We start from the raw sequence: 25180 nt of genomic DNA on the forward strand, positions 1-25180 counted from the left end.
TCGAGAAGAATATGCTGACCTTCAATCCCGGCTGGAGCCAGCATCGCGAAACCCTGACCGATTTCGAGGATGTGCGGGCGCTGCAGGCGCGGTTGAAGCAGGCCGGGCTTGAGGTTGGCGATCCGATCGAGCCGGGCTCCGGGCCGGCGCACTTCATGCTCACCGACCCCGACGGCAATCCAATCCTGATTGATCAGCACGTCTGAGCGGAGCGTCTACCCGCCCCAGGCGGTGCGTTCGCAGATTTCGCGCATCATCGCTGTCGCTTCCACATCAGTGCCGTCATCGGGGCCGATTTCCATCGCCCGGCCGAGCGCGAGTGAATAGTGCGCATCGGCCTTGCCCATGAAACCGTGGAAGATCGTCATGTCCTTCAGCTCTTCATTGATCTGGGCGAGGGTATAGTACAGGAGGGGCATGCGCTGGCGCACGGCAAGCGGGATGATCGGTGCCTTGAATTTCCGTGCCAGGCTGACGGCGGTCGGATGCCAGGGCTTTTCGACCAATTGCCATTTCGTCCAGCTCCACTCCGACATCCGGCCGGAGGGGAAGATGACGATGCATTGCTCTGCCTTGAAGGCCTCAATGGCGCGTTTGAGCATGTCGCGGGACTGGGTGCGTGAGCGGGACTCGTCGCGCCATTCCACCGGGATGATGCGTTCCTCCAGTCCGGGGCAGACCTTGAGCGCGTCGCGATTGGCGAAGAAGAGCAGGTCCGGGCGCCTGGCTTTCAATGCATCCCAGACGGCGACGCCATCGGCAATGCCGCCGGGATGGTTGGAGACGATCACGCAGGCGCCGGTCTCCGGCACATTCTCCAGACCGGCGAGTTCGACATCCAGGTCGAGATAGTCGGAACACCATTCCAGACAATCCGTGCCCGTGCGATGCGCGATCGCATCGACCATCGCGACGGCGCGGCGATACCCCAGCAGCGGATAGCCGATCCATTTGATGACCGGCCAGAGCGCCGTGTGAATAAGCCGCGGCGCGCGCTCCTCGATCAGATCATCGACGACATGTTTCGGCGCGGCCGGCAGCGGGGAATCATCTGTGTCCATCCGCTCAGAGAAGCCCGGCTCGCCGTTTGGCGCAATGGAGATCTGCGGGCGTGGCGCCGGCGGGGTTAACGTCTTGTTTACAATCTGGCCCGTCGCTTGCGAGGTGTGTGCCCAAGCTTAACACCTTGTTCACGAATGGGACGCGCCATGACGATGCAAACAGCGATAGCCGCCGGAACAATGCGCAGAATGCCAGCCAAACGGGCTCGCATCGAAGATGATGTCGTGGCGGACTATCTCGCCATGCTCATCCGGCCCGGTGACAAGACGCTGCAAATCGGCGGTTCCGAGCTTGGCACGGTCTTCCTGCAGCGCGGCACATTCCACGAAGTCATCGCGCCCCTGGCGGATATCGATCTTCTCCAGGCTCATTGCGAGCGCCGCTCCGTGAATACGGATCGCCTCAGCCAGCAATCAGGTCTGAAGCCGCAGCCTGATCGTTCACAGCTCGATGCGGCCCTGATCAGCTCCGACCTTGGCTTCCCGGCCCTGGCTGGAAATTGGCGGCAGATTGCCGGCCGGATGAAGCTGGGCGGCGTCCTGGTCCTGATGGGTGCCGGACATGGCTCAACGGCCCGTCTGGCGGATGCGCTGACGGCCGATGACAGCTGGGCCCTGCAGGAGATGGTGGCGGGTGATGTTGCGGTGTTCCGCAAGACCAGCCTGTCCGACGACGCTGAAACCCGGGCCCGCCTGCTCGAAGCCGGCAATCCACGCCGGCTGCCCCGGGGTCTGAAGCCTGGCTTGGTGGCGGGCCTGATGCGGACCCTGTTCGGCGGACAGACCAGGGCCCGTTCACGCGCCCTGGCGCAACGGGGCCGATAAAGCCGGGCTGAACCGGGCCTGTACCTAAACCCCGCTACTGCCGCGGTAAACCTCTCAGAAACCAGGGCCGCCGCCAGAGCGGCCGCCCCCACCGCCGCCGCCGCGTCCGCCGCCAGGCGGACGCCTGCGGCCCGATCCGTCACCGGCACCGCCACGCTGTCGGCCAAAGCCTGCGGATCCCAGATAGGGTGCGCAGGCCGGGATCGCCGGGCTCGCAATCAGCGCCTCGAGCGCAAAATTCGCAGCCTCCTCTTCGATCCGTGCCGATTGGGCAGCATCCAGGCGCGCCGTGATTTCTGCCTCCAGCCCGTCGTCCAGCCTGTCGAGCCCATAAGTTCGGTCGCGGGCATTGCGGCGATAGACTGCGGCCCAATAGGCCGCTTGCGCCGGCGCTTGATCACTCTCGATCCGGGCAAATTCCCGGGCCAGCTCGGCCTGGGCTGTGGGCCAGCCTGCGCGCGCGGCCAGGGTCAGGCGTTCAAGGCCCTCAATGCGCATTTCATCACGCAAGATGGCTGGCGTGGTCTCGGCGGTGGCCAGCTGTATGGCGCTATGACCGGCCAGATACTGCGCGATCTCGAAGCCGCTGCCCTGGCTGGCGACACAGCGCAGGATGGGCAGGGCTTGCTCATAATCGCCCTGATCGACAAGGCGGACAGCCATGTTGAAGCCATCCGCACTGCCCGGACCGCCGCCCGGCGCTCCTCCGCGACCCCGGGGGGAGGGCCCGTCGTGCGAGGCACAGGCGGTTAGCAGAAGCAGGGCGGCGAGGGCGAGGACTGAGATGCGAGCCATCCGGTTTGGACTCCGAAGCAGTGCGAGTGACCCAGCCTAAACGCGCGGCGGCTGCAATTCCGTCGCGGCGGACGGGAAAAATAACACCCGGACGCAGGAACGTCCGGGTGTTGTCACTCTATCCGTCCTGGAGGGCGGCTAGAATGGCAGGCTATAGGTCAGTGAAGTGATTTCGTTTTCCGCGAAATCGCGATTGATCTGACGCTCATGGCTGATGGTCAGCGTGCCGCCGAAGCTCATTTCGGCCGACACACTGCCGGCGACTTCCCACCAATTCGTGTTCATCTCGACATCGCTTGGCGCGATGAAGGCGATGCCGGGTGCATCATGGAAGGCCGCCGAATAGGTCTCCGCGCCATCACCATATTGCTGTGCCGCTCCGAGATAGAGATGGGTGGAGATATGCGTCCCCAGCTCCAGTCCGAAGGCCGAGCCGATGCGGGCGATGGTGTTGCTTCCGGAACGGGCATCGATATCGAGGCTGCCAATCGCCGAATAGCTTGTGGTGGCCTGGAAATCCACATCGCTGGCGGTCACGCTCGCCATTGGTGTCACCGAGACGCCATTGGCGCCGGAATAGAGGTCATAGCGCACCGCGGCGTCGATCGTGGTCTCGTCGGCGGTTGTGCGGGTCTGTGCCGGGACCAGCACGCCGCCCAGATTAATGGTGCGGGTGGCATCGCTGTCATGGCTGGCATAACCGAGCGCCAGGCTGGCCGAAAGGCGGCCGGTTGAATAGGAGGCGAAGGCCGTCACCTGCTCAGTTTCGGTGCTGACATTGGTGCTGCCGATCGCGGCGCCGGCGGTATTGTCCGAGTTGGCAAAACCGGCGGCGACGCCGATACGAAGCGATTCGGAGACCGGCACATCGAGCCCGATCAGCGAGTAATCACCGTCGATCTCTGTGTCCGGGCTTCCGGCGAAACTGCGGGCCGTGGCATTGATCTGGCCGATCGCACCGAATACACGGCGCATTTCGCCGGTATCGGTTCCGCCGGCAGAATTGCCTGATTTCACGGTTGCCCGGGCCAGCAGGCCGAGATCGCTCATGCCGGCCAGGCCATTGGCCTGTTTGGCATCGGCAAGAACATCAGCGCCACCGGCACTGTGCAGACCCAGCGTCCCGATCTGTTCGCGCAGGGCATGGCCGAGCACGTCGGAATGCGAACGGATCGATCGGTCGAACATGACACTTTCATAGGGCGCCAGGGTGTCCAGACCGGTGGTCAGCGCATCGTCTTCCAGCAGATCAAGCCAGCCATAGACACCGGCCAGATCGCCGTAGGATCCGGCCCGGCCCTGATCGAGCGCCGTTGCCAGTGCGACCTGGAAGTTATTGGTGAAACTGGCCTGGGTGTGGAATTCGGAGGCTTCAATCCGGACATTCGCCGAGGTGGGAGTGTAGTGGAGAACCGGATTCAGCACGCCCGGCAGATCATTGACCGAGCTGAATGTGCCAGCAATGCCGGCGGCCGAAAGGATGGTGTAATCATCGCCATAGCGCGGCATATAGCCGGCAAGCGGATTGATCAGGACCGAACCGCCAAGCGAGGCCAGTCCTGTCACCGTCAGACGGTCGGCGCTGGCATCTCCCACATCGACCCACAGCCCGCTGGCCGAGGCCAGAACGAGATTGCCATCAATGGTCAGTGTGCCAATGCCATCAATCGCGCCCGGCGCAATCAGGCCCATGATATTGGTCAGATAGGCCGTATTGACCGTCCCCGAACCGGAGAGCAGGCCGGACATCAGCAGGTAGTCGCCGCCGGTGGTCAGCATGCCATCAACATTGACGCTGCCGGCCTGGTGCATGATTTCGGTCAGGCTGGTCAGGTTTCCGGAAGCGCCGATATCAAGACGCGCCGCGCTGCCGCTGATGGTCAGATTGTCGATCTCGACTGTGCTGCTGAGCGTCGTGGTGCCAGCGGCCGACAGATTGACGTCGAAATAGCGGGCATTGATGCCGAGGCCGGAATCGGGATCGACATTGTCGGGCACGAAACCGGTGGCCCCGGGCAGGCCGTTCTCGAGCGTCGGATCCGGCAGCGGGTCGGAGGTGTATTCCCCATCGACGAGGGCGAGGACATCACCATCGCCATCGCTCTGTGGCGTCCCACCAGTCGTTGAATCGGACGTCGAGACGTCGGCGACACCTATCAGATTTCCATCGAGAACCGGAGCTGTGCCGATCGTATTGCCGTTGCCGGCTTCAGCCAGTGCGCCGCCTTCATAGGGGGTGACATCGCCGGTCGCCAGGTCCTGGCAGGTATTGGTCGGCCCGCTGACCGCGCCCGGTGCGAAACAGACCATGCCCCAGCTTGGATCAGTGCCGGCGAGGCCGACACCCGGATTGCCGGGCAGGCCGTTTACGACATTGCCATCGACATCGAGAATACGGAAAGCCGGATCGATCTCGGTCAGCCAATGATTGGCATCTTCCCAGGCGCCATCACCTTCAGCCGCACTGACATAGCGATACGGGCTGTTGGCAACGATCCAGTCCCAGAAAAGGTAAAGCGGCTGGTAGAAGCTCTCAGTGCCGTAGGAGCTGAACACCTGTGGCCCAAAGAAGCGCGAGCCGCCGGACAGGACGCCGATCACCAGATCTTCGTTGATGCCGGGATTATTGGCGGCGTCGAGGATGAGCGGGCCACCGGAATCACCGCCAGCCGTTGTGCCCTCATTGGTGGCCGCATCGCCAAAGTAGAGGTCGAAATCGTAGGGGTTGGTGCGCGTCGGATCGTCGAAATCGAGCCGGTAGAGGTTTTGCGGCAGATCGCCGAACGGAGCGCCGAACAGGAAATTGTTGCGATCGTCGAAGGAGACCAGGGCACCAATGAAGTTTTCGGCGGCGCGGCGGCGCCAGTCAATGCCGATGGAATCGCCGGTTGCGCCGGTACCGCTGCGGCCATAGCCGGTGAGATTGACGTGATAGCCGGAGCCCGTCTCCTGGGTGTAGCTGGTCGGCGCTGGCAGGGCGGAAAAAAGCAGGGCCCAGGTCGGCACTTCGCTCGCCGGGGTGTCGAGCACGGAGAGTGCGACATCACCTTCGAGAAAGCCGAAACTATTCGGATCGGCGAGTGACTCCAGATTATAGATAATCTGATTGACGTTGAAGACGGCCAGGTCGGGGTTCGACGCGAAAGAGTTGTTGATCCAGCTCAGGAAGCCGGGCAGGGAATTGGCGCCAAAGGAGAAGGCGGCCTGGATGGCGCTGTCGGAGCCATAATCGCTCGCCGGGCGGTCATTGACGCAGTGGGCGGCGAAAATCACGGTGCGCGGATTGATCAGCGTGCCGGTGCAGACGAAACCGTCATTGCGGAAGAACATGCCAACGCCGGTAACATCCGTCGCGGTATCGAGGATCGTGTCCGAGGTTCCCGGATCGGAGGGCACAATCGTTCCGACTTCGGTCTGCGCCATGGCCGCCGGGGCCGCGAGCAGAAGCGCCAGTGCGGAGCAGCTTGCTCCCATGGCACGCTTGAACGAACTCGAGAAGTGTTTGCTCGACATGGATTTTCCCCTGGATAATTGAATTTTTGCAGGCACCCGCCTCATCGAGGACGGGCTGAACCGGCGCGCATAAAATATGTATCGCGGGGGCAGGCCTGCCCGTCAAGCAATGGGCTGGCCGCGAACGGGAAATCTGCAAGTTGTGCGTTTGCAGCAACAGGGCTGAGCGCGCGCCAGCGTCCTGATGAGGCGGCCCTGGATGGAGCGTCAGTCGCGCGCGGCCTGCAGGGCGTCATTGATCGCCTGGGCGATCGGCACATTGAACGCGCCACCCAGTGCTTCGGCCCATTGGTAATAGCCTTCGTCGAAAGCCGCCGCCGTGTCGGCCTTTTCCTCGAGCAGTGTCAGCGCGGAAGCGGCGAAGGCATCCCGGGTGAAGGGGATATGCCCGAAAACCAGCAATTCCGGGCCTTCGCCCATATCCACGGTCGCGGCATTGAAGATGGTGCAGTGAAAGACGACCTGGCCATCCATTTCGGCCGCAGCCTCGATCCGTCCGATCACCGCGCGTGCTTCCGGCTCGGCGATATCGCGTATGCTCCAGGCCTGACCAACTTTGAACTGCATTACGGACTCCATCCCTTGGACAAATTCTGCGTAAGCGCGATCGCGGCTTCTGCCAACTCGCCAGTGCCGCGACGGAAGGTCACGCCGCGCTGCATCTCATCACCTCGACTCGGCCCGGTCACGGGTTTAAGTGAGCTTCAACGGCATGGCGCGACCTCCGCAGCCATCATCAAGCTAAATCGGGAGCGAGTCACATGACGCGTGAAATCCAACACTTCATTGACGGCAAGGCCTTCAAGGGAAAATCCGGACAATTCGGCGATATCTTCAATCCCAATACCGGTGAAGTTCAGGCCCGCGTCCAGTTCGCGACCCGCGATGAAGTCGCCGATGCGGTTGCCGGCGCCAAGAAGGGTCAGGCCATCTGGGCCGCGATGAATCCGCAGCGCCGCGCCCGCGTGTTGATGAAATACAAGATGATGGTCGAGGATCAGATGGAGGAGCTTGCCCATCTTCTCTCCTCCGAGCATGGCAAGGTCATCGCCGACGCCAAGGGTGATCTGATCCGCGGTCTGGAAGTGATCGAATTCGCCTGCGGCGTGCCGCACCTGATGAAGGGCGAATATACCGAGAGCGCCGGCCCGGGTATTGATGTCTATTCCATGCGCCAGCCGCTCGGTGTCGTCGCCGGCATCACCCCGTTCAACTTCCCGGCGATGATCCCGATGTGGTTCATGGGCATGGCGCTGTCGACCGGCAATGCGATGATCCTGAAGCCGTCGGAGAAGGATCCATCCGTGCCGGTGCGGCTGGCCGAAATCATGATCGAGGCCGGTCTTCCAGAGGGTGTGTTGCAGGTCGTGCATGGCGACAAGACTGCTGTCGACGCCCTGATCGAGCATGACGATATCAAGGCCGTCAGTTTTGTCGGTTCCTCCAATATCGCCCATTACATTGCCCAGGGCTGTACCAGACACGCCAAGCGCTTCCAGGCGATGGGCGGGGCCAAGAACCACGGCATCATCATGCCCGACGCCGATATGGACCAGGTCGTGAACGACTTCCTCGGCGCCGCCTATGGCTCGGCCGGCGAACGCTGCATGGCGCTGCCTGTCGCGGTACCGGTCGGCCAGAAGACCGCCGATGAGTTTGTCGCGCGCATCAAGGCGGAAGCCGTCAATCTACGCATTGGTGTCTCGACCGACGACACGGCCCACTACGGTCCCGTTGTCTCCGCAGCACACCGCGCGACGATCGAAAACTATATCCAGATGGGTGTCGATGAAGGCGCCGAGCTCCTGCTCGACGGTCGGGGGTTCAAACTGCAGGGCCATGAGAAGGGCTTCTTCATCGGCCCGACCCTGTTCGACCATGTCAAACCGGGCATGCAATCCTATGAGGAAGAGATTTTCGGGCCCGTGCTGCAGGTCGTGCGCGCCGATACTCTGGAAGAGGCGGCGGCCCTGCCGAGCAATCACCAGTATGGCAATGGCGTTGCGATCTTTACCCGTAATGGCCTCGCAGCGCGCGAATTTGCCGCCAAGGTCAATGTCGGCATGGTCGGCATCAATGTGCCGATCCCGGTCCCCGTTGCCTATCATTCCTTCGGTGGCTGGAAGCGATCAGCCTTCACCGACACCAATCAATACGGCACGGACGGCATCCGCTTCTTCACCAAGATCAAGACGGTGACCCAGCGCTGGCCGACCGGCGATATCGGCGACCAGGCCTTTGTCATTCCGACGATGAGCTAGTCACGGACTGGCCTGATCGAACGCTGTTGGCTTCTGCCGGCCCGTGTCGCGGGCAGAAGCCAATTCCATACCTAGGCCGGCGCGGCCTTACAGCCCGTTTCATCGCGTAGCCAGGCGCGCGCGGTGTCGATATTCTCGAATACGCGGGATCTGGCGGGGATGTCTTCAATCCCTGTGGCGACCTGGCTCAAATAGGCCTCATCCCAGCAGTTCGGCCTCACATAGGCAATCAGGACATCCGACTCGATAGCTTGAATGAAGCCGGAAATGATCTCGCCGGACAATGACGGCGAGTTGTGTTTCTGGATCTGGCTTGAATCAAAGAGTACCGCGGAAATGGGATGCTGACTTAGCAATTCGCGGACCCGTTCGGCGCCCCAGCCCGCCTCGCGCCGCAGCAAGGCGCCGCTACTCTCGATCAGGATCAGGCATTCATTTTCATTGAGGCTGACTTTTATCGGCATACGCTCATCCACAAACAGCTTGTTCTTATTAGTTGACTTTGACTCTAGGGTTTGGCCTCCGGGGAGGCCAGTATTTCTTGATGATTCTGGTCTACCTGCCGTGGGGCGAAGCGCATCTACACCTGACCCGTTCTGGCACGGGGCCGGGGTGCATTTTCCGGCCAAAGCTTGCCTAGCGCCCCCAACGCGGCAACCATGACGGCCAACTCATCCCGCCTGGCGGGCGAACCGTGTTTGAGGCTTCGATGTCTGCTTTCGATTTCCGTACTGTCCCGCACATCCATGTCGGCGCCGGCTCGGCTGCCCGGCTGGCGGCTGTCGCAGCGCCCCTGATCGGGGAGCGGCGGCGGATATTTCTCGTCACCGACCCCGGCGTGCGGTCTGCCGGTCTGATCGACGGCGCCATTGCGGCACTGGAGGCAGCGGGACTGTCTGTCGCGATCTTTGACAAGATTGTCGCCGACCCGCCCGAGGCGGTAGTGTGGGCCGCCGAGGATGCGGCGCGGGGCTTCGGCGCCGAAGTCGTGATCGGGTTTGGTGGTGGTTCCTCCATGGACGCGGCCAAGCTGGTGGCGATGCTGCTCGGTTCGAAACAGACGCTGGCGCAAATGTATGGCGTCAACAATGCGACGGGGCCGCGCCTGCCCCTGATCCTGGTCCCGACCACTGCCGGAACGGGGTCGGAAGTGACGCCTATCTCCGTCATTACGGTCGGGGAGAGTTCGAAGATGGGCGTCAATTCGCCTGCCTTGTATGGCGATCTCGCCGTGCTTGATGCCGAGCTCACCTATGGCTTGCCGCGCGCCACCACCGCCGCGACCGGAATCGACGCCATGGTTCACGCGATCGAGGCCTTTACGACCCGCCTGCAGAAAAATCCCGTCTCTGATGCCCTCGCCCTGGCCGGTCTCAAAAAGCTCCACGGCGCCATTGAGCGCGCCTGCATCGATGGCCGCGACACTGAAGCACGCGAGGACATGTTGCTCGGAGCCCTGCTGGCCGGGCAGGCCTTCGCCAACGCGCCGGTCGGGGCCGTGCACGCGCTGGCCTATCCGCTGGGGGGCGTGTTTCACGTCCCTCACGGACTGTCCAACTCATTGATGTTGCCCCCGGTCCTGCGCTTCAACGCGCCCGCCGCCGAGCCACTCTATGCCGAGCTCGCCAGCCATATCGGCCTGCACGCCTCGACCCAGGGCCTGGTCGAGGAAATGGAGCGCATTGCCGCCTCGGTCGGGATCGAGACCCGCTTGTCGCAGGTCGGTGTGAGCCATAATGATTTGCCGCGTCTGGCCGAGGAGGCGATGCTGGTGACCCGGCTCCTGGTCAATAATCCGCGCGAGATGACCCAGGATGCCGCCCTGGCCTGTTACGAGGCCGTGCTGTGACCGAGACGCGGCCACGCGCCGCCTATGGCCGCTGGCGCGATCTGCCAACGCGCTGGGCCGACAATGATATTTACGGCCACATCAATAATGCCGCCTATTACGGCTTTTTCGATACGATCGTGAATTGCTTCCTGATCGAGGAGGCCGGACTGGACATCCACACCGGCGCTGTCATCGGGCTGGTGGTCGAGACCGGCTGTAATTATTTTGCGCCCCTGGCCTATCCCGACCGCATCGAAGGTGGTCTGCGTATCGCGAAAATCGGCCGTTCGTCCGTGCGTTACGAGATCGCCCTGTTCAAGCCCGGTGAGGCCGAAGCCGCTGCCCAGGGCCATTTCGTTCACGTCTATGTCGATCGCGAGACCCGCCGCCCCCTTCCCTTGCCCGACGCCATGCGCGCCGCCCTGGAGGCGGTGCATGCGTGAGATTCAAAAACCGGTCTGGCTGGCGCTGGCCTGTCTCGTGACGCTGCTGGCGCTCGGCGCTGCGGTGGTCCGGCTCTGGCCTGCCGGATAGACAGGTCCGCCGCCTCCCACCATTGACGCCATCGCAACCCCTCGTCATTACGCTACCCTGATGGCGACGCCGATTTCATTGTGGCAGGAGCGGGTTGGCTCCGGGGTGCTGTCGGCGGATGCGGACCAGGAGCGTGCGGCGCGATTGCTGACCGCGCTGTCGCAGCGCCTGCAGGACTGGACGCCCGGCGCAAAAACGCTGTTCGGCAAAACCAGGCCGGCGCCGCGCGGCCTTTATCTCTGGGGCGGTGTCGGGCGCGGCAAATCCATGCTGATGGACATTTTCGTCGATACCGCGCCGGTCGAGGCCAGGCGGCGGGCGCATTTTCACGAATTCATGCAGGATGTGCATGCCCGCATCGGCGCCTGGCGCGGCCTCAGCGACAGTGAACGCAGGCGCCGGCCCGAATATGTCCGCGGCACCGGCGATGATCCGATCCCGCCGGTGGCGCGCGCCCTGGCCCAGCAGGCCCGTCTGCTGGCCTTTGACGAATTCCAGGTCAGCGATATTGCCGATGCGATGATCCTCGGACGCTTGTTCGATCGCTTGTTTGAAGAGGGTGTCGTGGTGGTCGCGACCTCCAATCGCCATCCCGACGACCTCTATCTCGACGGCATCAACCGCCAGCTCTTCCTGCCCTTCATCGAGGAATTGAAATCCCGCCTCGATCTGGTCGAGCTCAATGGCGGCGTTGATCACCGGCTGCGCCAGCTCGAGGCGGCACCGGTCTATTACGCGCCGCTGGGGCCGGATGCCGAAGCGGCCATGAATGCCGCCTGGGCCCGGCTGACCCAGGGCGCGACGCCGCAGCACTGCGTGCTCGATATCCAGGGCCGTCAGCTGCGCGTCGAGCGCGAAGTCGCCGGCGTCGCCCGGTTCAGCTTCGAGGAATTATGCGCCCGGCCCCTGGGTGCCGCCGATTATCTCGCGATCGCTGCGCGGTTTCACACTGTATTGCTCGACGGCGTTCCCGAGCTTCAACGCGACAAGCGCAATGAGGCCAAGCGATTCGTGACCCTGATTGACGCGCTCTACGAGGCGAAGACCAAGCTGGTGATGAGCGCCGATGCCCAGCCCGCTGACCTCTATCCGCAGGGCGATGGTGCTTTTGAATTCGAACGCACCGCCTCGCGCCTGATCGAGATGCGCAGCCATGAATATCTTGCCGCACAATGGCAGGCCCGCGACACTGGGCCGGCCAGCTGATCCACCCCTTTCCATGTTGGAGAACGCCCATGTCCTCGTCCTTTGGGCTCGATGCCCGCCTCACCGCCTATGTTCGCAATGCCAATCGGGTTGAACATCCGGCGCAGCTGAGATGCCGGCTCGAAACCGATGCGATGGGCGATGTTTCAGTGATGCAGATCAGCCCGGAGCAGGGCGCTTTCCTGCAAATCTGCGCCCGGCTGGTTCAGGCGCGGACCGCGGTCGAGATCGGCGTCTTCACCGGCTATTCCGCTCTGGCGACCCTGCTGGCCATGCACGAGATGCACGGGCCGGCGGCGCGGCTCTATGGCTGCGATATCTCCGATGATTACACCGGACGCGCCCATTCCTATTGGCAGGAGGCCGGCCTTGATGGCCAGATCGAGCTCAGAATTGGCGATGCGCGCGAAACCCTCGCCGGACTGGTCGGCGAGATCGCCGGCAGCGTCGACATGGTATTCATCGATGCCGACAAGACCGGCTATGACGCTTATTACGAAGCGGCGCTACAGCTCCTGCGTCCGGGCGGGCTGGTCCTGTTCGACAATGTGTTGTGGTCGGGCAGTGTCGCCGATCCGCAGCGTTGCGCTGCCGATGCCGATACCGCAGCCCTGAAGGCCCTGGCCGACAAGATACGCGACGATTCCCGCGTCGACATGGCCTTCACCACGATTGGCGACGGCATTCTGATGGCGATCAAGCGCTGAGGCGGTCCGGGCGGGACGCCCCGGCTATTCTGGCACGCGCCGCCAGTCAAAACTCAGCGAATGCGCACCGGACAGGTCTGACACCGTTGCCGTCAGGGCGTCGCCGTCCCGCTGGTATTCGATAGCCTGCGGGAAATCATGTTCCGGGTTTTCGAAGCGGACGCGTCCATCGCCGTGATCCGTCATCGCAAAGCAGGTCGCGGCGGCACCTGCCGGCTGGGCGCAATAGCGCGTCTGCGTGCCGTCCGTCTCGATGCGCAGGAATTCGAAAGCCACGGCCTGATCGCCCCGCACCGTTCGATTACTGCCCAGCATCAGACCGCCCGCACCATCGGTCCATATCTCCTCACTGATTGTCCCGTCCTCGGCCGAGCGCCAATGTCCGCTCATCCAGGCCAGGCCATCAAGGTCGGCGGCCATGGCCGGACTCGTGGTGAGAAATAGCAGCAGGCAGATTGGAATTCGTCGCATCAGACTCTCCGGATTCGGTCGCGCGTGCATCAAGGCGCGGTCAGCGCGATCTTGCATGATCGGGAGATGGGCTGGAAGGGCAAGGGCGGACAATGCATTCCGCATTGCCGCAAGGCCTGTTCCCGGGTGCGTGACGAATGAGCACGCTTGCCCGGACGCGCGCACGGCGTTAGACCGCACTGCAGCAATTCACTTCCCTCAAGAGGAGCTCTCCCCATGGCCCGTAACAAGATTGCGCTCATCGGATCCGGTATGATCGGTGGCACTTTGGCTCATATCGCCGCGCGTGAAGAACTCGGCGATGTCGTGCTGTTCGATATTGCTGCCGGCGTTGCCAAGGGCAAGGCCCTCGATATCGCTGAAGCCAGCCCGGTATTCGGCAAGGATTCCAAACTGGCCGGCGCCGATGACTACGCCGCGATCGCCGGTGCCGATGTCTGCATCGTCACCGCTGGCGTGCCGCGCAAGCCGGGCATGAGCCGCGATGACCTGCTCGGCATCAATCTCAAAGTGATGAAGGCCGTTGGCGAAGGCATTGCCAAGCACGCGCCGAACGCTTTCGTGATCTGCATCACCAATCCGCTCGACGCCATGGTCTGGGCCCTGCGCCAATTCTCCGGCCTGCCACACAACAAGGTCGTCGGCATGGCCGGCGTGCTCGACAGTGCCCGCTTCCGCCATTTCCTCGCCGATGAGTTCAGCGTTTCGGTTGAAGATGTCACTGCCTTCGTGATGGGCGGCCACGGCGACACCATGGTGCCGCTGCTGCGCTATTCCACCGTCGCCGGCATTCCGGTTCCCGATCTGATCGCCATGGGCTGGTCGACCGACGCAAAGATGGAAGAAATCGTCAAGCGCACGCGCGGCGGCGGCGGCGAGATCGTGGCCCTGCTCGGCACCGGCTCGGCCTTCTATGCGCCGGCGGAAAGCGCCATCGAGATGGCCACCGCCTATCTGCGCGACAAGAAGCGCGTCCTGCCCTGCGCGGCGCATCTGACCGGCCAGTTCGGCCAGGACGACATGTATGTCGGCGTGCCCGTCGTGATCGGTGCCGGCGGCGTCGAGAAAGTGGTCGAGATCTCGCTCAATGCCGAAGAGCAGGCGATGTTCGACGTCTCGGTCGAGTCGGTCAAAGGCCTGGTCGCGGCCTGCAAGACGCTCGATCCGTCGCTCGCCTGAGCCGGGCACCAGTCGGAAATGGAGTACGGCCGCCGGAGCAATCCGGCGGCCGTTTTCCTGTTGCCGATCGGCTGTGGCTCAGAGGCCGCCGACGAAAGTCGAGGTATTGTTGAGCCGCATGACTTCGAAGCTCAGCGCTACGACGAAGGTCAGCCAGGCGAAGAGCGGCCAGAGCAACCAGCTCGCCGGTCTGGAGCAACGACCGACAATGGCGAGAGCGAAAAGCGCATAGAGCCACAATACAAGCGATGCGAGGAAGCCCGCCTGAACGTCCTGGCCGCCAAAGGTGATGCACAATTGCAGAACCAGTCCGGCGACGATTCCCAATATCAGCGCAGCCGCGACATAGCGGAACGCGCCGCGCTCACTGCGCTGGGTGATCCACAGGCTGATCGCGATCAATTGCATGATGAGAATTGAAATGAGGTTGGGCAGAATTCCGACTGGCGTCCAGTCGGGAATGTTCAGGTCCGCCGTCCACAGAGCCGCTTCACTGGACTGCACCCAACCCGCAAATCCGCCAGACATGCCCGCCGCGACGAGCATGTAGATCAATAAGCGTATCACTCCGGGACGGTTGCTGGCGTCCATGATGGTTTATGCTCTCCTAAAGCCTGCTTCCCTGCGGCACCGTGCAATCGCCGAGCCATGATTGGAACGCGCTGCCAGCGGGGCCAGGCGGGCGCTTTTGCCACCTCTATGCCTACTTGACGTTTGTGGCGGGGTGGTGTCGCTTTCAGGGCATGATCGAACCTGTCCTGGAAACCGAACGCCTGTTGTTGCGTCCGACGAATATTTCGGATTTCGAGCCGCTATGCACCATGATGGCCGATGAGGTCACCACCCGCTTTATCGGCGGGGTGCAATCCCCGGAGCTGGCCTGGCGCAGCCTGTGTGGTATTGCCGGGCACTGGCAATTGCGCGGCTATGGCTTCTTTTCGGTGATCGAGAAGGCGACCGGTCAATGGCTGGGCCGGGTCGGGCCCTGGTATCCGCATGGCTGGCCGCAGCCGGAAATCGGCTGGACGCTGAACCGGGAAAGCTGGGGCAAGGGTTATGCGACCGAGGCGGCGATCGCCTGTATGGATCACGCCTTTGATACGCTCGGCTGGGACAGCGTCATCCACCTCATCCATGCCGATAACCGCGGTAGCCAGGCGGTCGCTGCGCGCATCGGTTCGGCCAATACCGGCCAGGAAGTGGAAGTCCCGGGCTTTGGCATTCTGGTGGATATCTGGGGCCAGAGCGCCAGTGACTGGCGGACGCATCGCGCGCGACTCGCCCCGGCGATCACCAAATGATTTCCAGATTGGAGACTGCATCATGAAACTGCGCCGTATCGTCACAATGCTCGATGGCTCACAGACCGACGGGCCGCTTCTGCAACAGGGTGTGGGGCTTTGCGGCGAGCATGGCGCGCGCCTCGATGCGCTTTTCGTCCGCCGTAATCTGGCCAGTGGCGCCGATTTCCTCGGCGATTCCTTTTCGACCTACGGAATGGAGGCCGTGCTCGAAGCGCTGGCCGATGCCGCTGCGGAAGCCAGCACCGCGGCGCATGCCAGCTTCAACACGATCGCTGATGAGGCCGATGATGCAGTAATTGGAAAATTCATCGAATATGTTGGCCTGCCCGAAGAGGCGATGGCCGATCAGGGCCGCGTGTGTGATCTGATCCTGATGGCAAAGCCCGAAGGCAAGGCGGGAGCCCATGAGCTGCAATCAATCAGCATGGCGGCGACAAAATCGGGCCGGCCTGTCCTCCTGCTTCCGGCAAAGCGTGACGCGAAGGCCGGGTTCAGGCGTATCGCAATCGCCTGGGACGGCTCGCTGGAAGCGATGCGCGCCATGGTCGGTGCCATGCCGATGCTGCAGGCCGCCGAGGCGGTCGGCGTCTACCGCGCGGGCGGTGACGCCGAAGCGTCGGACCAATTGTCCGAGATTGCGGCCTATCTCGAGCAACACGATGTGACCGCCACGACCAGTACGGTTGCGCTGGAAGGGCGCAGCGCCGCCCAGACGTTGATCGAGGCGGCCAGCGCGGGGCGGGCCGACCTCCTGGTGATGGGTGGATTCGGGGCGCCGCTATTATTGCGTGCCATCGGCCGCGACGAGACGACCTCACTGATCGATGGCACATCCTTCGCCGTGCTTCTGGCGCATTGAGCGGCTTAACCTAGCTGATGAAGGCCGGCAGGTCGTCGCGCAGCCAGCCTGTGATCTGATAGCGCCCGGCGCCGGCAAAGGGCGAGATCGGGCTCACCGAATGGATCCGGTGGCCGTCGAACAGGGAGAGCATGTTGAAGCGCGGCATCAGGGCCCGCTCGACATCCTGCTTGTCGTCGAGGAACATGAGCAGGCCGCCCCAATCGGTTTGCCAGTCGCGCGTGAAGCCAAACGTGTAGGCGGCCCGGCGTTCGTTATTCATGCCATCATCACGATGACGGGTGAGGAAATGGCCACGCGAATACAGCGTCGCCTGGCAGTCCGCCTTGGTCAGTTTTTCGGCGCCGATTACCTGGCGGCCGAAATCCAGAAAGGCCGGCGAGTTCATGAATTCTGTCAACTGGTGGATCGGGTGACCCGGATCCCAGCCCTCGGCATAGGCCTGGATCATCGGGTAGGAGGAATAGAGGAAACCGATATTCCTGCGCGCCATCTCCAGCACACCATTGACGATCTGCTGCAGGCGCTCCCGGCCGAAGGCCTGCATTTCTGCCTGGTCGAGACAGACGACCGAGCCGTAATCGGCGACCTGGCCGTCGGCGGGCGCCACGAAAACCATCCGCCAGGAAATCCGGCTCGCCAGCATCTCGTGGACAGCATTGGCCGTCTCTTCCGGCAGAATGTCGGGGATTTGAACCAGACCGGTCTTGGCGTAGAGGCGGGCATAATGCGCGACGTCGAGATCCGGGTTCAGTCTGAAATCAATACGAGGGCTCATCGGCGCGGTCATCCTGCGGTCTGGGGCAATCGGGTGGCGCGAGTGTGTGACGCGCGGCGCGGGCGGGCAAGAGCCCGATCAGGCGGCATGCCGCCGCAGGCCGCGGTGGCGCTCAATACCAGCCGGATTCCCGCAGGCCGGGCGCGTGGGAGCGGCTGACGGGGGCCTGCACGCCATTGCTCAGCGTGAGGATGGCGCGTCCATCGCCGCGGGAAACGGTATCGACGGCCTGGCGCGCCACCCACCAGGAGCGGTGGGTCTGGCGGCCATCCAGATTCCCGACCGCAGCCATGGCATCGCTCAATCGCATCAGGACCAGCGTATCACCCGCCCCGGTATGGACGCGCAGATAGTGGTCTTCCGACTGCAGTGCCAACAAGGGCGCCCGCCGCAGGCGTGGCGGCAGCTTGTCGAGCAGTGCCCGGCCGATGGCAGGTGTTTCCGGAGCAGGGGCGCGCCGTTCCATCAGCCAGCCGAGCGTTGTGACTGCTGCAGAAATCACCCAGACCAGGATGAAGACGACCGGCAACGCCGCAGCTTGGAAGGGCTGGGAGAGCAGGGCCTGTATCGCGACCACCCCGACGGTGATCGGAACACTGATCAGGAATGAGGCGAGGGCATAATGGGCGAGGCAGGGCCAATTACCGGTGAGGCGTGCCAGAATCAGGGTCACCAGGGCATTCGACGCCCAGCCCAGACCCATCAGTCCGACCCAGTAGAACCAGACGCCCGGGAAGCCGAGTTGATGGGTCTGATAGGGGCCAAGCACGGACAGAAAACTGCCCAGCGCCAGGATGATGGCGAGGGTTGGCAGCAGGCCCTTATTGGATCCGGTCGGTTTCATGACGTCCATTCACGAAGCGTGGATCAACACCTAGCGCATTTCGCGCACCGCATCAGCCCGTTTGCGCAATCGCGCTTCAATCCCTGCCGCGATGCGTTTCTGTGTCGATCACAGACCAGCGCCATCGAGGAGATCACCATGAATACCGAAGCTTTTCTGTCCGCCCCCTTCGTCGTCCAGCTGCATATTTTCAGCGCCGTCGGGGCACTCTTGATCGGCTCCATCCAATTGCTTGCGCCGAAGGGCAACCTGCCACACCGCACGATGGGGATGCTGTTCGTTCTGCTGATGGCGGTAGCCGCGATCAGCGCGATCTTCATCCGTCAAATCAATGGCGGCGATTTCTCCTTCATCCATATTTTCGTGCCGCTGACGATAATCGGCATTGTCCGCCTGGTGCTTTCGGCCCGCCGCCGCGACCGGAGCGGTCATCGCGGCCAGGTCATGGGCCTGTTCTACGGCGCCCTGATCATTCCCGGCCTGCTCTCCTTCATACCGGGGCGCCTGATGCACACGATCATGCTCGCGGGCTTGTGATTGCCGGCTCATCTTGCCTCCATGTTCGGGAGAGGCCTGCGATGAGCCGGTTGCCCTCGGTGAGCAGGCGGGCCTGCGATCGGGCGCTCGCGCAAGATCACGCAAACGATAACGCATTGGTGAAGCAACCGGACGGGGACGTGAGTAGCGTTCCGGCGGCGGATGGATATCGTCCGTCTGCCGGTCGCAAACCTTCCCCCCAACGGCGACCGGCCAGAACCTGGAGACTACGCACGATGAGAACCCCTGCCCCAAAAACCGGTATCGCAGCCCTTGCCGCTTCCGCCTTTGCTCTTTCCCTGACCGCCGCGGTCGCTCACGCAGGGACTGCGCAAGACGCGCCAGCGATGGAGCATTGCTATGGCGTCGCCCTGGCCGGTGAGAATGATTGCGCCGCCGGTCCGGGCACGACCTGCGCCGGAACATCGACCGTCGATTATCAGGGCAATGCCTGGACCTCTGTCCCGGCGGGCACCTGCGTCGATATCGAGACGCCCTATGGCAATGGCTCGCTGACGCCGGTTGAACGCCCCTGATTTCCACCACTCCTGACTGCGCTGCCCGCCCCCTGGGGAGCGCATCGCGAGGCGAGGTCGCTTGTCCATCCCTGAAACATCCCCTTCAGCAGGCCTTGGCCTGAAGCCGGAGCATTATCGCGCGGCTCTGGATGAGCAGGCGGCCGGCCTGTGGTTCGAGGTTCATCCCGAGAATTATATGTCGGCCGGCGGCCCGCGCCTGGCCTGGCTTGATGCCATACGGGCGAACAAGCCGGTCTCGCTGCACGGGGTCGGCCTGTCACTGGGCGGTCTGGAACCGCCCGACCCGGCGCATTTGCAGCGCTGGAAAACCCTGATCGACCGGTATGAGCCGGTGCGGATATCCGAACATCTCGCCTGGTCGGTGCATTCAGGCAGCTATTTCAATGATCTCCTGCCCACCCCGATGACCGGCGCAGCGCTCGACCGCTTTTGTGAGCATGTTGATGCGATGCAGTCGGCATTGGGGTTTTCGGTCCTGATTGAGAACCCTTCACGCTATCTGCCGCTGCGCGAAGAGATTCCGGAAGCTCATTTCCTCGCCGAAACCGTCCGGCGCACCGGCTGCGGGCTCTTGCTCGACATCAATAATCTTCATGTCAGTGCCCATAATCTCGGTTTCGACATCAAGGCCTGGCTCGACACCATCCCGGTCGAGGCGGTCGGCGAAATCCACCTTGCCGGCCATGAAGCCGATGCCGGGCTGGGCGATGAATTGCTGATCGACACCCATGGTGCGCCCATCGCCGGTGCGGTCTGGACACTCTATGAGGCGGTGATTGCACGGCTCGGACCCAGGCCGGTTCTGATCGAGCGCGACAATAATATTCCCGCCTTTGGCGAATTGCTTGCCGAACGTAATCGGGCGCAGGGCGTGCTCGATCGCGTCCGCGAGGTGGAACACGGCCATGTCTGACGATTTTCATGCCGATTTTGCCGCCGCGATCACGAGCAGCGATGCGTCGACGCTCGAACCCTGGCTGACAACGCCGTCTGCGCTGCGCCGCATGGCCGTCTATCGCAATAATGTCGTTCACGGCGTGATCGAGGTCCTGCGTGCCGCATATCCGGTGGTCGAGCGGCTGGTCGGCGCCGATTTCTTTGCGCCTATGGCCAAGGCCTATTGGCAGGCCGTTCCGCCGACTGATCCCGTGATGAGCCAATATGGCGGAGGCTTTGCCGGCTTTATCGACACCTATGCGCCCGCGGCCGGGCTGGTCTATCTCGGTGATGTCGCCCGCCTTGACCGGGCCTGGCTGGAGGCCCACCACGCGGCCGACGCGCCGGCCCTTGATGCCGGCCAGCTTGCAGGCCTGGCGCCGGATGTCTTGCCGCAACTGGCGCCGGGCCTGCACCCTTCGGCTAGTCTGTGGTCTTCGCAATGGCCTGCCTATGCGATCTGGCGCAGCAATCGCGATGATGCGGAACCGGCGCGTATCGTGCTCGAGCCGGCACCGGATTTTGCCCTTGTCTGGCGCCATCGCGGCACCGTGCGCCATCGCGCCCTGGCTCCCGCCGATCACGCTTTTCTGGCCACGCTGGCGCAGGGCGGGAACCTGCAGGATGCGGCCCATGCCGCCACCCTGGTCGATGCCGCCCACAAGGCCGCTGACCTGTTCGGTGAAGCCATTTCCAGTTCAATTCTTGCAGGATCCAGATCATGACGATTGCCGCCCGTATCAAAACCGTGCCGCAGGCCCATCAGCGCCTGATTGAACTGGTGCAACGCTTTCTGGCCGGCGATGTCCTCAAACTCCTCGCCCGGCTGACCCTGGCCGGGGTGTTCTGGCGCTCGCTTCTGACCAAGGTGCAGACTGCCGGGGCTTTCTCCTACACCGAGATGATCAATGATTTCGCGGTGCAGCGTTCGCATCTGCGCCTGCCGGAAATCCCGCTCAGTCTGAAAGCGTCGACATTGACGCTGTTCGAGACCGAATATGCGCTGCCCCTGATCCCGACAGAGATCGCGGCCTGGATGGCGACCCTGGCCGAATTCAGCTTCCCCATCCTTCTGGTGCTGGGCCTGTTGACCCGCTTTTCGGCGCTGGCCTTGCTCGGCATGACACTGGTGATCCAGGTCTTCGTCTATCCGGAGGCCTGGTGGAGCGCGCATGCCCTATGGGTGGTGATGGCGATTTTTCTCGCCGGATACGGGCCCGGACGCGTCTCGATCGACCACTGGGCCGGACGCCATTTCGCGCGTTAGGTGCATGAGATTGCCAGCGTCCGGCGCGGCATGCATGCTTGCCGCCAGTCGGCCTCCGATGGAGGCCCGGGGTATCGGGGACGAGCATGCAGGACATCGAAACCACAGCGCGCGCCGAGCGTTTCATGCCGGACTGGATTGTCGGCGCGGCGTTGCGCGGGTCGCTGATCCCGGGCTTGTGGGCCTGGGGCCGCGCCTATGCGGCCGACTGGCCCGAAGTGGTCCCGGCAGCCGTGGGTGCTGCCGAGATCTGGGCCGTGCCGCTGGTGGCGCCCACGCAATTGGCGCAGGTCGCGGTCTGGGGGGCCCATCTGGCGGCAGCCATGCTCGCCGTCGGCTTCCTGACGCGTCTGGTCGGTCTGGCCCTCTTGCTGGCCGCCGTGATTTTCGCCTGGTGGGTCGCCCCGCAGGCCTGGACGAGCGCGGCCGTGTATGGCGCCCTGGCCTTTTATCTGTGTGTTCGCGGGGGCGGCGGATTGTCGGTTGACGGCGCCATCATGGCGACCTTGCGCTAGGACAGACTTGGCCGAAATTTCAAAAAGGTAAATCATTTCATAACGATGCATTATTGATGATTTGAACGGATCGCATTTCACCGACAGTATTCGCCACGTTCGCCTTTGAACGGGCAAGTTGTTGAAATGGAATAGGCATGTCGTCGGGACTTGAGGAGCGTTTGAAGAAAGCTCTGGCTGGCCGCTCTCCGGCAGAAATGAATGAATTCCAATTCCTCAATCTTGAAATGGTCAAGGTCGAGACCGGTGACCGCTGGATCGATGTCCGCAAGAAAATCTATAGCGTCGCAGCTCACTTCGTAGAAAAGCGGGTACATCCCGACGATGTTGTGGTGCGCTGCCGTGGCGGTTTCATCCTGATTTTCGCGCATTTGTCAGCGGAAGAATCACGGGCCCGGCTCGAAGTCCTCTCGCAGGAACTCAACGTCTTCTTCCTCGGGGACCAGATTCTCAAAAATCTCGACATCAATGCGTGCGCGCGCAAGGTCAATGCGGCGGAGTTCGCACAATTTATCCAGATGAGTGCCCAGGCCGATCCCGCCGAAGCCGCTGCCGGCGGGCGCCGGCGCGCGGCCAAGGCGCCCGATGACGCGCCCGGCAAGGATGCCAAATGGGCTCAGGGTGACAAGCGCGAGAAGTCCGCAACGGTGCTTGGCCGCGAAACGGGATCGCCGGTCCCCAAGCCCGTCGCCCGGTGGGTTGAGGGCGATGCCGCTTCGCCCGCACAGAAATCCGGCCTGCAGACGGAAGCTCGAAACGCGGCCAAGGCGACCGGGCGATGGCAGGAACGGGAGGCTTCAAAATCGTCTCAGCCGCCATACCCCGGTGGTGTGGAGATCGGCCGAGAGGGCGCCGGGAGCAATCCGCGGATCGCGCGCTCGAAGGATAGTGAAACGGCCAATGTGATGAGTGAGCCGGCGCTGGCCGATCCGGTGCAGGCCGACTCGACCCGGCAATGGGATGATATCATTTTCAAGCCGTGCTGGGATGCGGCGGAGAATGCGATCTGTTCCAACATATGTCTGGCCCGGCGCTTCGAGGGTGGTGCCGTGTATTATGGACGTGACACGCTGCTGGGCAGTCGCGCCGCCGATCTGCACAGCGCGCTCGATCGCGCCGTGGCGATCGCCGCCCAGCGTGGCTTTCAAAAAATGTATGCGCGCGGCGATAGCTGCAATATCTGCATTCCGGTCCACTATGACACGATCCGAACCGTCGCTGACCGCGTCAGCTATTTTTCGATCCTGCAAGTTGTGCCTCCGCATCTGCGGCGGCACTTCTTCCTGAGGGTGGACCATATTCCGGCCGACGCACCGCTGGCGCAGATGCAGGACATGTTCCGCTCGATGAAGTGGTTCGGGTCAAACCTATTCGCCACGATTCCTTTCGATCAGACGGATCTGAGCCGATTTGAAGATTGCGGGATCGATATTTTCGGAGCTGACATCCCGGCTTCAATTCGCGCCGGGGAAATCTCTGACGCGCACATCGAAATGCTCGGCCGGCGAACCAAGGCTGCGCAGCAGCAGGGGGCCGGAACGGCGCTCAACCAGGTGGACAGTTTTGAAGCCTTGGTCGCCGGCATCAGTGTCGGTATCCGCGGATTTGCCGGCGATGCTATCGGCACGGATACCGCTTTGCCGGTGCCCAAACAGGCGGTTCCATTTGCGGCCTTGCTGGCGCGCGCCGAGGAGATACGCGAGTCCGACCAGGAATTGCTGGGATATGGGAGCTAGACCCCTGTCGCCAATCCGGCTGCTGAAAACACCCGCCACGCGCCTGCCGTAACCGTCTGTTTGCACTCCCGGGTGTTCTCTAGGAGGCTGGAGCAGGAACGCGATGCAGCCCGAACTCAAAATGAAACTCAAACTGGCGCTCGCGGGCCGCGCGAAGGTCGAGATGGGTCAGCTTCAATTCCTCAATCTCGAGGAGGTGAAGCAACGCGCCGGCTCTGACTGGGAACATCTGCGTACCAAGATCTATGATGTCAGCGCCCATTTCATCGAGAAGCGACTCGACCGGGACGATGTGGTCTTCCGTTGTCAGGGTGGGTTCCTGATTATCTTCGGCGTTTTGAGCGGCGATGACGCGGCGGAAAAAGTCGCGGAAATCACGGCCGAACTCTGCACCTTCTTCCTTGGTGACCGGGCGCTGGAGAGCTTGAAGCTCGGAGCGGAATCCCGCAGCGTCTCGACCGAGGAATTTCTTGAAATCATCGCCAGCACGCAGCCAGACGAGCCTGAAACCCGAGCCATGGGTTCGGCTGAAGCGGAGATGGGTGGCGAAGCCGGGCCGACATCGCCGCGCTGGACGGCGGCGGCCAGCAAGAGCCGGGCGACGCCCTGGGACGAGATTGTCTTCAAGCCCTGCTGGGACGCCCGCATGAATGCCATCACCCACCATCTGTGCGTCGCCCGCCGGATGGTCAATGGCTGGCCGGCCTATGGCCGAGACACCTTTTCGGTCCTCGATTCGCGCCCGCTCAATCGCTTGCTCGACCATTCCGTCGCCATCGCGGCCCAGCGCGGTTTCCAGCGTGTCCATACGAGCGGCGGCAATTGCGGCATAATCATACCGGTGCATTACGACACGATTTCCTCGCTCTCCGAACGGATGAGCTATTTTGCGATTCTGCAATCTGTCCCGGTCCCGATCCGGCGTCATTTCCAGCTGCGCATTGATGCGATTCCCGCCGGCGCGCCTGAGGCGCAGATGCAGGAATTGTTTCGCTCCATGATGCCCTTCGGTTCGAAAATCATTGCGCGCCTGCCTTATGGTGTCGCGGATTTGCGCCGGTTCGAGGGCAGCGGCGTCAGTGTGTTCGGCACGGAAATTCCCCACCGCCTTGGTGATGGCGAGGTGAGCAGTTCGACGGTCCAGGCCGTGCTGGGTCTGGTGACCGCCGCGCAGGACATGAAGGCCGAGACTTTTCTGACCCAGGTCGAGAACGCGTCCCTGCTCGGCGCTTCGGTCAGTGCTGGCGTGCGGCTGTTCAGCGGCGATTTGATCGGGGCCGACCAGAGCATGCCCGCGCCGGCGCGGCCGCTGGAATTCAACGATATCGTCCACCGGGCCCGGCCGCCCGATGACCAGGCCAATGTGGTTCATATCTGAATGAAAACCCGTCCGAGCGAAGGCGTTGCGCTGAAGCGGGCGGGTGTTATAAGGCGGGTTCCATCCGGCCTATCTGTCGATCTCTCCCCACGCGAGGCCCGCAC

At 62.9% G+C, this 25180-nt stretch carries 27 protein-coding genes; 18 read left to right on the forward strand and 9 right to left on the reverse strand.

Annotation, left to right across the window (positions count from 1 at the left end; all coding sequences use genetic code 11):
* Positions 1-206, forward strand: a 206-nt coding sequence (locus AAC023_RS03785; RefSeq protein ID WP_339738282.1) for a VOC family protein, incomplete at its 5' end; no start/stop codon positions are given.
* A 9-nt stretch (positions 207-215) separates the two neighbouring features.
* On the opposite strand, the gene AAC023_RS03790 is transcribed toward AAC023_RS03785, so the two are convergent.
* The gene (locus AAC023_RS03790) at positions 216-1061 is read right to left on the reverse strand and encodes a 1-acyl-sn-glycerol-3-phosphate acyltransferase (RefSeq protein ID WP_339738284.1); all 846 of its coding nucleotides are present in this window, start codon (positions 1059-1061) and stop codon (positions 216-218) included.
* A 189-nt stretch (positions 1062-1250) separates the two neighbouring features.
* Between AAC023_RS03790 and AAC023_RS03795 the strand changes: the two genes are divergently transcribed.
* Positions 1251-1886 carry a hypothetical protein gene (locus AAC023_RS03795; RefSeq protein WP_339738286.1) on the forward strand — a complete coding sequence of 212 codons (636 nt, stop codon included), beginning with the start codon at positions 1251-1253 and terminating at the stop codon, positions 1884-1886.
* 54 nt (positions 1887-1940) lie between these two features.
* Here AAC023_RS03795 and AAC023_RS03800 read toward each other — a convergent pair whose 3' ends face one another.
* The 3 genes from AAC023_RS03800 to AAC023_RS03810 form a co-directional block, all read right to left on the reverse strand.
* Entirely contained in the window at positions 1941-2549 is a 609-nt protein-coding gene (locus tag AAC023_RS03800; RefSeq protein WP_339738288.1) for a hypothetical protein, read from the reverse strand.
* A 270-nt stretch (positions 2550-2819) separates the two neighbouring features.
* Positions 2820-6194 carry an autotransporter domain-containing protein gene (locus AAC023_RS03805; RefSeq protein ID WP_339738290.1) on the reverse strand — a complete coding sequence of 1125 codons (3375 nt, stop codon included), beginning with the start codon at positions 6192-6194 and terminating at the stop codon, positions 2820-2822.
* Positions 6195-6401: 207 nt separating this feature from the next.
* Positions 6402-6761, reverse strand: coding sequence for a hypothetical protein (locus tag AAC023_RS03810; protein ID WP_339738292.1), 360 nt, complete (start codon positions 6759-6761; stop codon positions 6402-6404).
* Positions 6762-6955: 194 nt separating this feature from the next.
* Between AAC023_RS03810 and AAC023_RS03815 the strand changes: the two genes are divergently transcribed.
* Positions 6956-8455, forward strand: a complete 1500-nt coding sequence (locus tag AAC023_RS03815; protein ID WP_339738294.1) for a CoA-acylating methylmalonate-semialdehyde dehydrogenase — start codon at positions 6956-6958, stop codon at positions 8453-8455.
* 71 nt (positions 8456-8526) lie between these two features.
* Here the strand turns inward: AAC023_RS03815 and AAC023_RS03820 are convergent, their stop codons facing one another.
* Positions 8527-8919, reverse strand: coding sequence for a hypothetical protein (locus AAC023_RS03820; RefSeq protein ID WP_339738296.1), 393 nt, complete (start codon positions 8917-8919; stop codon positions 8527-8529).
* 245 nt (positions 8920-9164) lie between these two features.
* Here AAC023_RS03820 and AAC023_RS03825 point away from each other — a divergent pair, with 245 nt between their 5' ends.
* The 4 genes from AAC023_RS03825 to AAC023_RS03840 all read left to right on the forward strand — a co-directional run bounded on the left by AAC023_RS03825 (position 9165) and on the right by AAC023_RS03840 (position 12733).
* Positions 9165-10304, forward strand: coding sequence for an iron-containing alcohol dehydrogenase (locus AAC023_RS03825; RefSeq protein WP_339738298.1), 1140 nt, complete (start codon positions 9165-9167; stop codon positions 10302-10304).
* Positions 10301-10729 carry a thioesterase family protein gene (locus AAC023_RS03830; RefSeq protein WP_339738300.1) on the forward strand — a complete coding sequence of 143 codons (429 nt, stop codon included), beginning with the start codon at positions 10301-10303 and terminating at the stop codon, positions 10727-10729. Before AAC023_RS03825 ends, AAC023_RS03830 begins: the two co-directional genes overlap by 4 nt.
* A gap of 151 nt (positions 10730-10880) precedes the next feature.
* Complete coding sequence (gene zapE, locus AAC023_RS03835) at positions 10881-12026, forward strand: cell division protein ZapE (RefSeq protein WP_339738302.1); 1146 nt, start codon at positions 10881-10883, stop codon at positions 12024-12026.
* Between the two features lie 29 nt (positions 12027-12055).
* Complete coding sequence (locus AAC023_RS03840) at positions 12056-12733, forward strand: O-methyltransferase (protein WP_339738304.1); 678 nt, start codon at positions 12056-12058, stop codon at positions 12731-12733.
* Positions 12734-12757: 24 nt separating this feature from the next.
* Here AAC023_RS03840 and AAC023_RS03845 read toward each other — a convergent pair whose 3' ends face one another.
* A complete protein-coding gene (locus AAC023_RS03845) occupies positions 12758-13204 on the reverse strand; it encodes a DUF6265 family protein (protein ID WP_339738306.1) in 447 nt (148 codons plus the stop codon).
* A 216-nt stretch (positions 13205-13420) separates the two neighbouring features.
* Between AAC023_RS03845 and mdh the strand changes: the two genes are divergently transcribed.
* Positions 13421-14383 (forward strand): malate dehydrogenase, encoded by a 963-nt coding sequence (gene mdh / locus AAC023_RS03850; RefSeq protein ID WP_339738308.1) that lies wholly within the window; start codon positions 13421-13423, stop codon positions 14381-14383.
* A 78-nt stretch (positions 14384-14461) separates the two neighbouring features.
* Here mdh and AAC023_RS03855 read toward each other — a convergent pair whose 3' ends face one another.
* Positions 14462-14974 (reverse strand): TspO/MBR family protein, encoded by a 513-nt coding sequence (locus tag AAC023_RS03855; RefSeq protein ID WP_339738310.1) that lies wholly within the window; start codon positions 14972-14974, stop codon positions 14462-14464.
* A gap of 152 nt (positions 14975-15126) precedes the next feature.
* Here AAC023_RS03855 and AAC023_RS03860 point away from each other — a divergent pair, with 152 nt between their 5' ends.
* Positions 15127-15684 carry a GNAT family N-acetyltransferase gene (locus AAC023_RS03860; protein ID WP_339738312.1) on the forward strand — a complete coding sequence of 186 codons (558 nt, stop codon included), beginning with the start codon at positions 15127-15129 and terminating at the stop codon, positions 15682-15684.
* A 22-nt stretch (positions 15685-15706) separates the two neighbouring features.
* Positions 15707-16546 (forward strand): universal stress protein, encoded by an 840-nt coding sequence (locus AAC023_RS03865; protein ID WP_339738314.1) that lies wholly within the window; start codon positions 15707-15709, stop codon positions 16544-16546.
* A gap of 10 nt (positions 16547-16556) precedes the next feature.
* Here AAC023_RS03865 and AAC023_RS03870 read toward each other — a convergent pair whose 3' ends face one another.
* Entirely contained in the window at positions 16557-17324 is a 768-nt protein-coding gene (locus tag AAC023_RS03870; protein WP_339738316.1) for a 2OG-Fe(II) oxygenase family protein, read from the reverse strand.
* Between the two features lie 112 nt (positions 17325-17436).
* Positions 17437-18168 (reverse strand): LytTR family DNA-binding domain-containing protein, encoded by a 732-nt coding sequence (locus AAC023_RS03875; protein WP_339738317.1) that lies wholly within the window; start codon positions 18166-18168, stop codon positions 17437-17439.
* 138 nt (positions 18169-18306) lie between these two features.
* Here AAC023_RS03875 and AAC023_RS03880 point away from each other — a divergent pair, with 138 nt between their 5' ends.
* The 8 genes from AAC023_RS03880 (at position 18307) to AAC023_RS03915 (ending at position 25076) form a co-directional block, all read left to right on the forward strand.
* Complete coding sequence (locus AAC023_RS03880) at positions 18307-18705, forward strand: DUF2306 domain-containing protein (protein ID WP_339738319.1); 399 nt, start codon at positions 18307-18309, stop codon at positions 18703-18705.
* 236 nt (positions 18706-18941) lie between these two features.
* Entirely contained in the window at positions 18942-19241 is a 300-nt protein-coding gene (locus AAC023_RS03885; protein WP_339738321.1) for a DUF2282 domain-containing protein, read from the forward strand.
* A 61-nt stretch (positions 19242-19302) separates the two neighbouring features.
* Positions 19303-20157 carry a DUF692 domain-containing protein gene (locus AAC023_RS03890; protein WP_339738323.1) on the forward strand — a complete coding sequence of 285 codons (855 nt, stop codon included), beginning with the start codon at positions 19303-19305 and terminating at the stop codon, positions 20155-20157.
* Complete coding sequence (locus tag AAC023_RS03895) at positions 20150-20905, forward strand: DNA-binding domain-containing protein (RefSeq protein WP_339738325.1); 756 nt, start codon at positions 20150-20152, stop codon at positions 20903-20905. Before AAC023_RS03890 ends, AAC023_RS03895 begins: the two co-directional genes overlap by 8 nt.
* Entirely contained in the window at positions 20902-21447 is a 546-nt protein-coding gene (locus AAC023_RS03900; RefSeq protein WP_339738327.1) for a DoxX family protein, read from the forward strand. The genes AAC023_RS03895 and AAC023_RS03900 overlap by 4 nt, the downstream gene beginning before the upstream one ends.
* An 86-nt stretch (positions 21448-21533) precedes the next feature.
* Positions 21534-21962, forward strand: a complete 429-nt coding sequence (locus AAC023_RS03905) for a hypothetical protein (RefSeq protein WP_339738329.1) — start codon at positions 21534-21536, stop codon at positions 21960-21962.
* A gap of 197 nt (positions 21963-22159) precedes the next feature.
* Positions 22160-23698, forward strand: a complete 1539-nt coding sequence (locus tag AAC023_RS03910) for a hypothetical protein (protein WP_339738331.1) — start codon at positions 22160-22162, stop codon at positions 23696-23698.
* 121 nt (positions 23699-23819) lie between these two features.
* On the forward strand, positions 23820-25076 hold the full coding sequence (locus AAC023_RS03915) for a hypothetical protein (protein ID WP_339738333.1): 1257 nt from the start codon (positions 23820-23822) through the stop codon (positions 25074-25076).
* Positions 25077-25180 lie beyond the last annotated feature (104 nt).

Source organism: uncultured Maricaulis sp., assembly GCF_963976135.1.
Classification (GTDB): Bacteria; Pseudomonadota; Alphaproteobacteria; order Caulobacterales; family Maricaulaceae; genus Maricaulis.

What these genes read in the sequence shown, in the direction of transcription:
- zapE (WP_339738302.1), top strand. Translation starts at nt 10,881, where the DNA reads ATGGCGACGCCGATTTCATTGTGGCAGGAGCGGGTTGGCTCCGGGGTG.
- AAC023_RS03790 (WP_339738284.1), bottom strand. Translation starts at nt 1,061, where the DNA reads ATGGACACAGATGATTCCCCGCTGCCGGCCGCGCCGAAACATGTCGTC.
- AAC023_RS03810 (WP_339738292.1), bottom strand. Translation starts at nt 6,761, where the DNA reads ATGCAGTTCAAAGTTGGTCAGGCCTGGAGCATACGCGATATCGCCGAG.
- AAC023_RS03910 (WP_339738331.1), top strand. Translation starts at nt 22,160, where the DNA reads ATGAATGAATTCCAATTCCTCAATCTTGAAATGGTCAAGGTCGAGACC.
- AAC023_RS03805 (WP_339738290.1), bottom strand. Translation starts at nt 6,194, where the DNA reads ATGTCGAGCAAACACTTCTCGAGTTCGTTCAAGCGTGCCATGGGAGCA.
- AAC023_RS03800 (WP_339738288.1), bottom strand. Translation starts at nt 2,549, where the DNA reads ATGGCTGTCCGCCTTGTCGATCAGGGCGATTATGAGCAAGCCCTGCCC.
- AAC023_RS03840 (WP_339738304.1), top strand. Translation starts at nt 12,056, where the DNA reads ATGTCCTCGTCCTTTGGGCTCGATGCCCGCCTCACCGCCTATGTTCGC.
- AAC023_RS03795 (WP_339738286.1), top strand. Translation starts at nt 1,251, where the DNA reads ATGCCAGCCAAACGGGCTCGCATCGAAGATGATGTCGTGGCGGACTAT.
- AAC023_RS03915 (WP_339738333.1), top strand. Translation starts at nt 23,820, where the DNA reads ATGAAACTCAAACTGGCGCTCGCGGGCCGCGCGAAGGTCGAGATGGGT.
- AAC023_RS03815 (WP_339738294.1), top strand. Translation starts at nt 6,956, where the DNA reads ATGACGCGTGAAATCCAACACTTCATTGACGGCAAGGCCTTCAAGGGA.
- AAC023_RS03820 (WP_339738296.1), bottom strand. Translation starts at nt 8,919, where the DNA reads ATGCCGATAAAAGTCAGCCTCAATGAAAATGAATGCCTGATCCTGATC.
- AAC023_RS03860 (WP_339738312.1), top strand. Translation starts at nt 15,127, where the DNA reads ATGATCGAACCTGTCCTGGAAACCGAACGCCTGTTGTTGCGTCCGACG.
- AAC023_RS03905 (WP_339738329.1), top strand. Translation starts at nt 21,534, where the DNA reads ATGCAGGACATCGAAACCACAGCGCGCGCCGAGCGTTTCATGCCGGAC.
- AAC023_RS03895 (WP_339738325.1), top strand. Translation starts at nt 20,150, where the DNA reads ATGTCTGACGATTTTCATGCCGATTTTGCCGCCGCGATCACGAGCAGC.
- AAC023_RS03845 (WP_339738306.1), bottom strand. Translation starts at nt 13,204, where the DNA reads ATGCGACGAATTCCAATCTGCCTGCTGCTATTTCTCACCACGAGTCCG.
- mdh (WP_339738308.1), top strand. Translation starts at nt 13,421, where the DNA reads ATGGCCCGTAACAAGATTGCGCTCATCGGATCCGGTATGATCGGTGGC.
- AAC023_RS03865 (WP_339738314.1), top strand. Translation starts at nt 15,707, where the DNA reads ATGAAACTGCGCCGTATCGTCACAATGCTCGATGGCTCACAGACCGAC.
- AAC023_RS03880 (WP_339738319.1), top strand. Translation starts at nt 18,307, where the DNA reads ATGAATACCGAAGCTTTTCTGTCCGCCCCCTTCGTCGTCCAGCTGCAT.
- AAC023_RS03825 (WP_339738298.1), top strand. Translation starts at nt 9,165, where the DNA reads ATGTCTGCTTTCGATTTCCGTACTGTCCCGCACATCCATGTCGGCGCC.
- AAC023_RS03900 (WP_339738327.1), top strand. Translation starts at nt 20,902, where the DNA reads ATGACGATTGCCGCCCGTATCAAAACCGTGCCGCAGGCCCATCAGCGC.
- AAC023_RS03875 (WP_339738317.1), bottom strand. Translation starts at nt 18,168, where the DNA reads ATGAAACCGACCGGATCCAATAAGGGCCTGCTGCCAACCCTCGCCATC.
- AAC023_RS03870 (WP_339738316.1), bottom strand. Translation starts at nt 17,324, where the DNA reads ATGAGCCCTCGTATTGATTTCAGACTGAACCCGGATCTCGACGTCGCG.
- AAC023_RS03855 (WP_339738310.1), bottom strand. Translation starts at nt 14,974, where the DNA reads ATGGACGCCAGCAACCGTCCCGGAGTGATACGCTTATTGATCTACATG.
- AAC023_RS03885 (WP_339738321.1), top strand. Translation starts at nt 18,942, where the DNA reads ATGAGAACCCCTGCCCCAAAAACCGGTATCGCAGCCCTTGCCGCTTCC.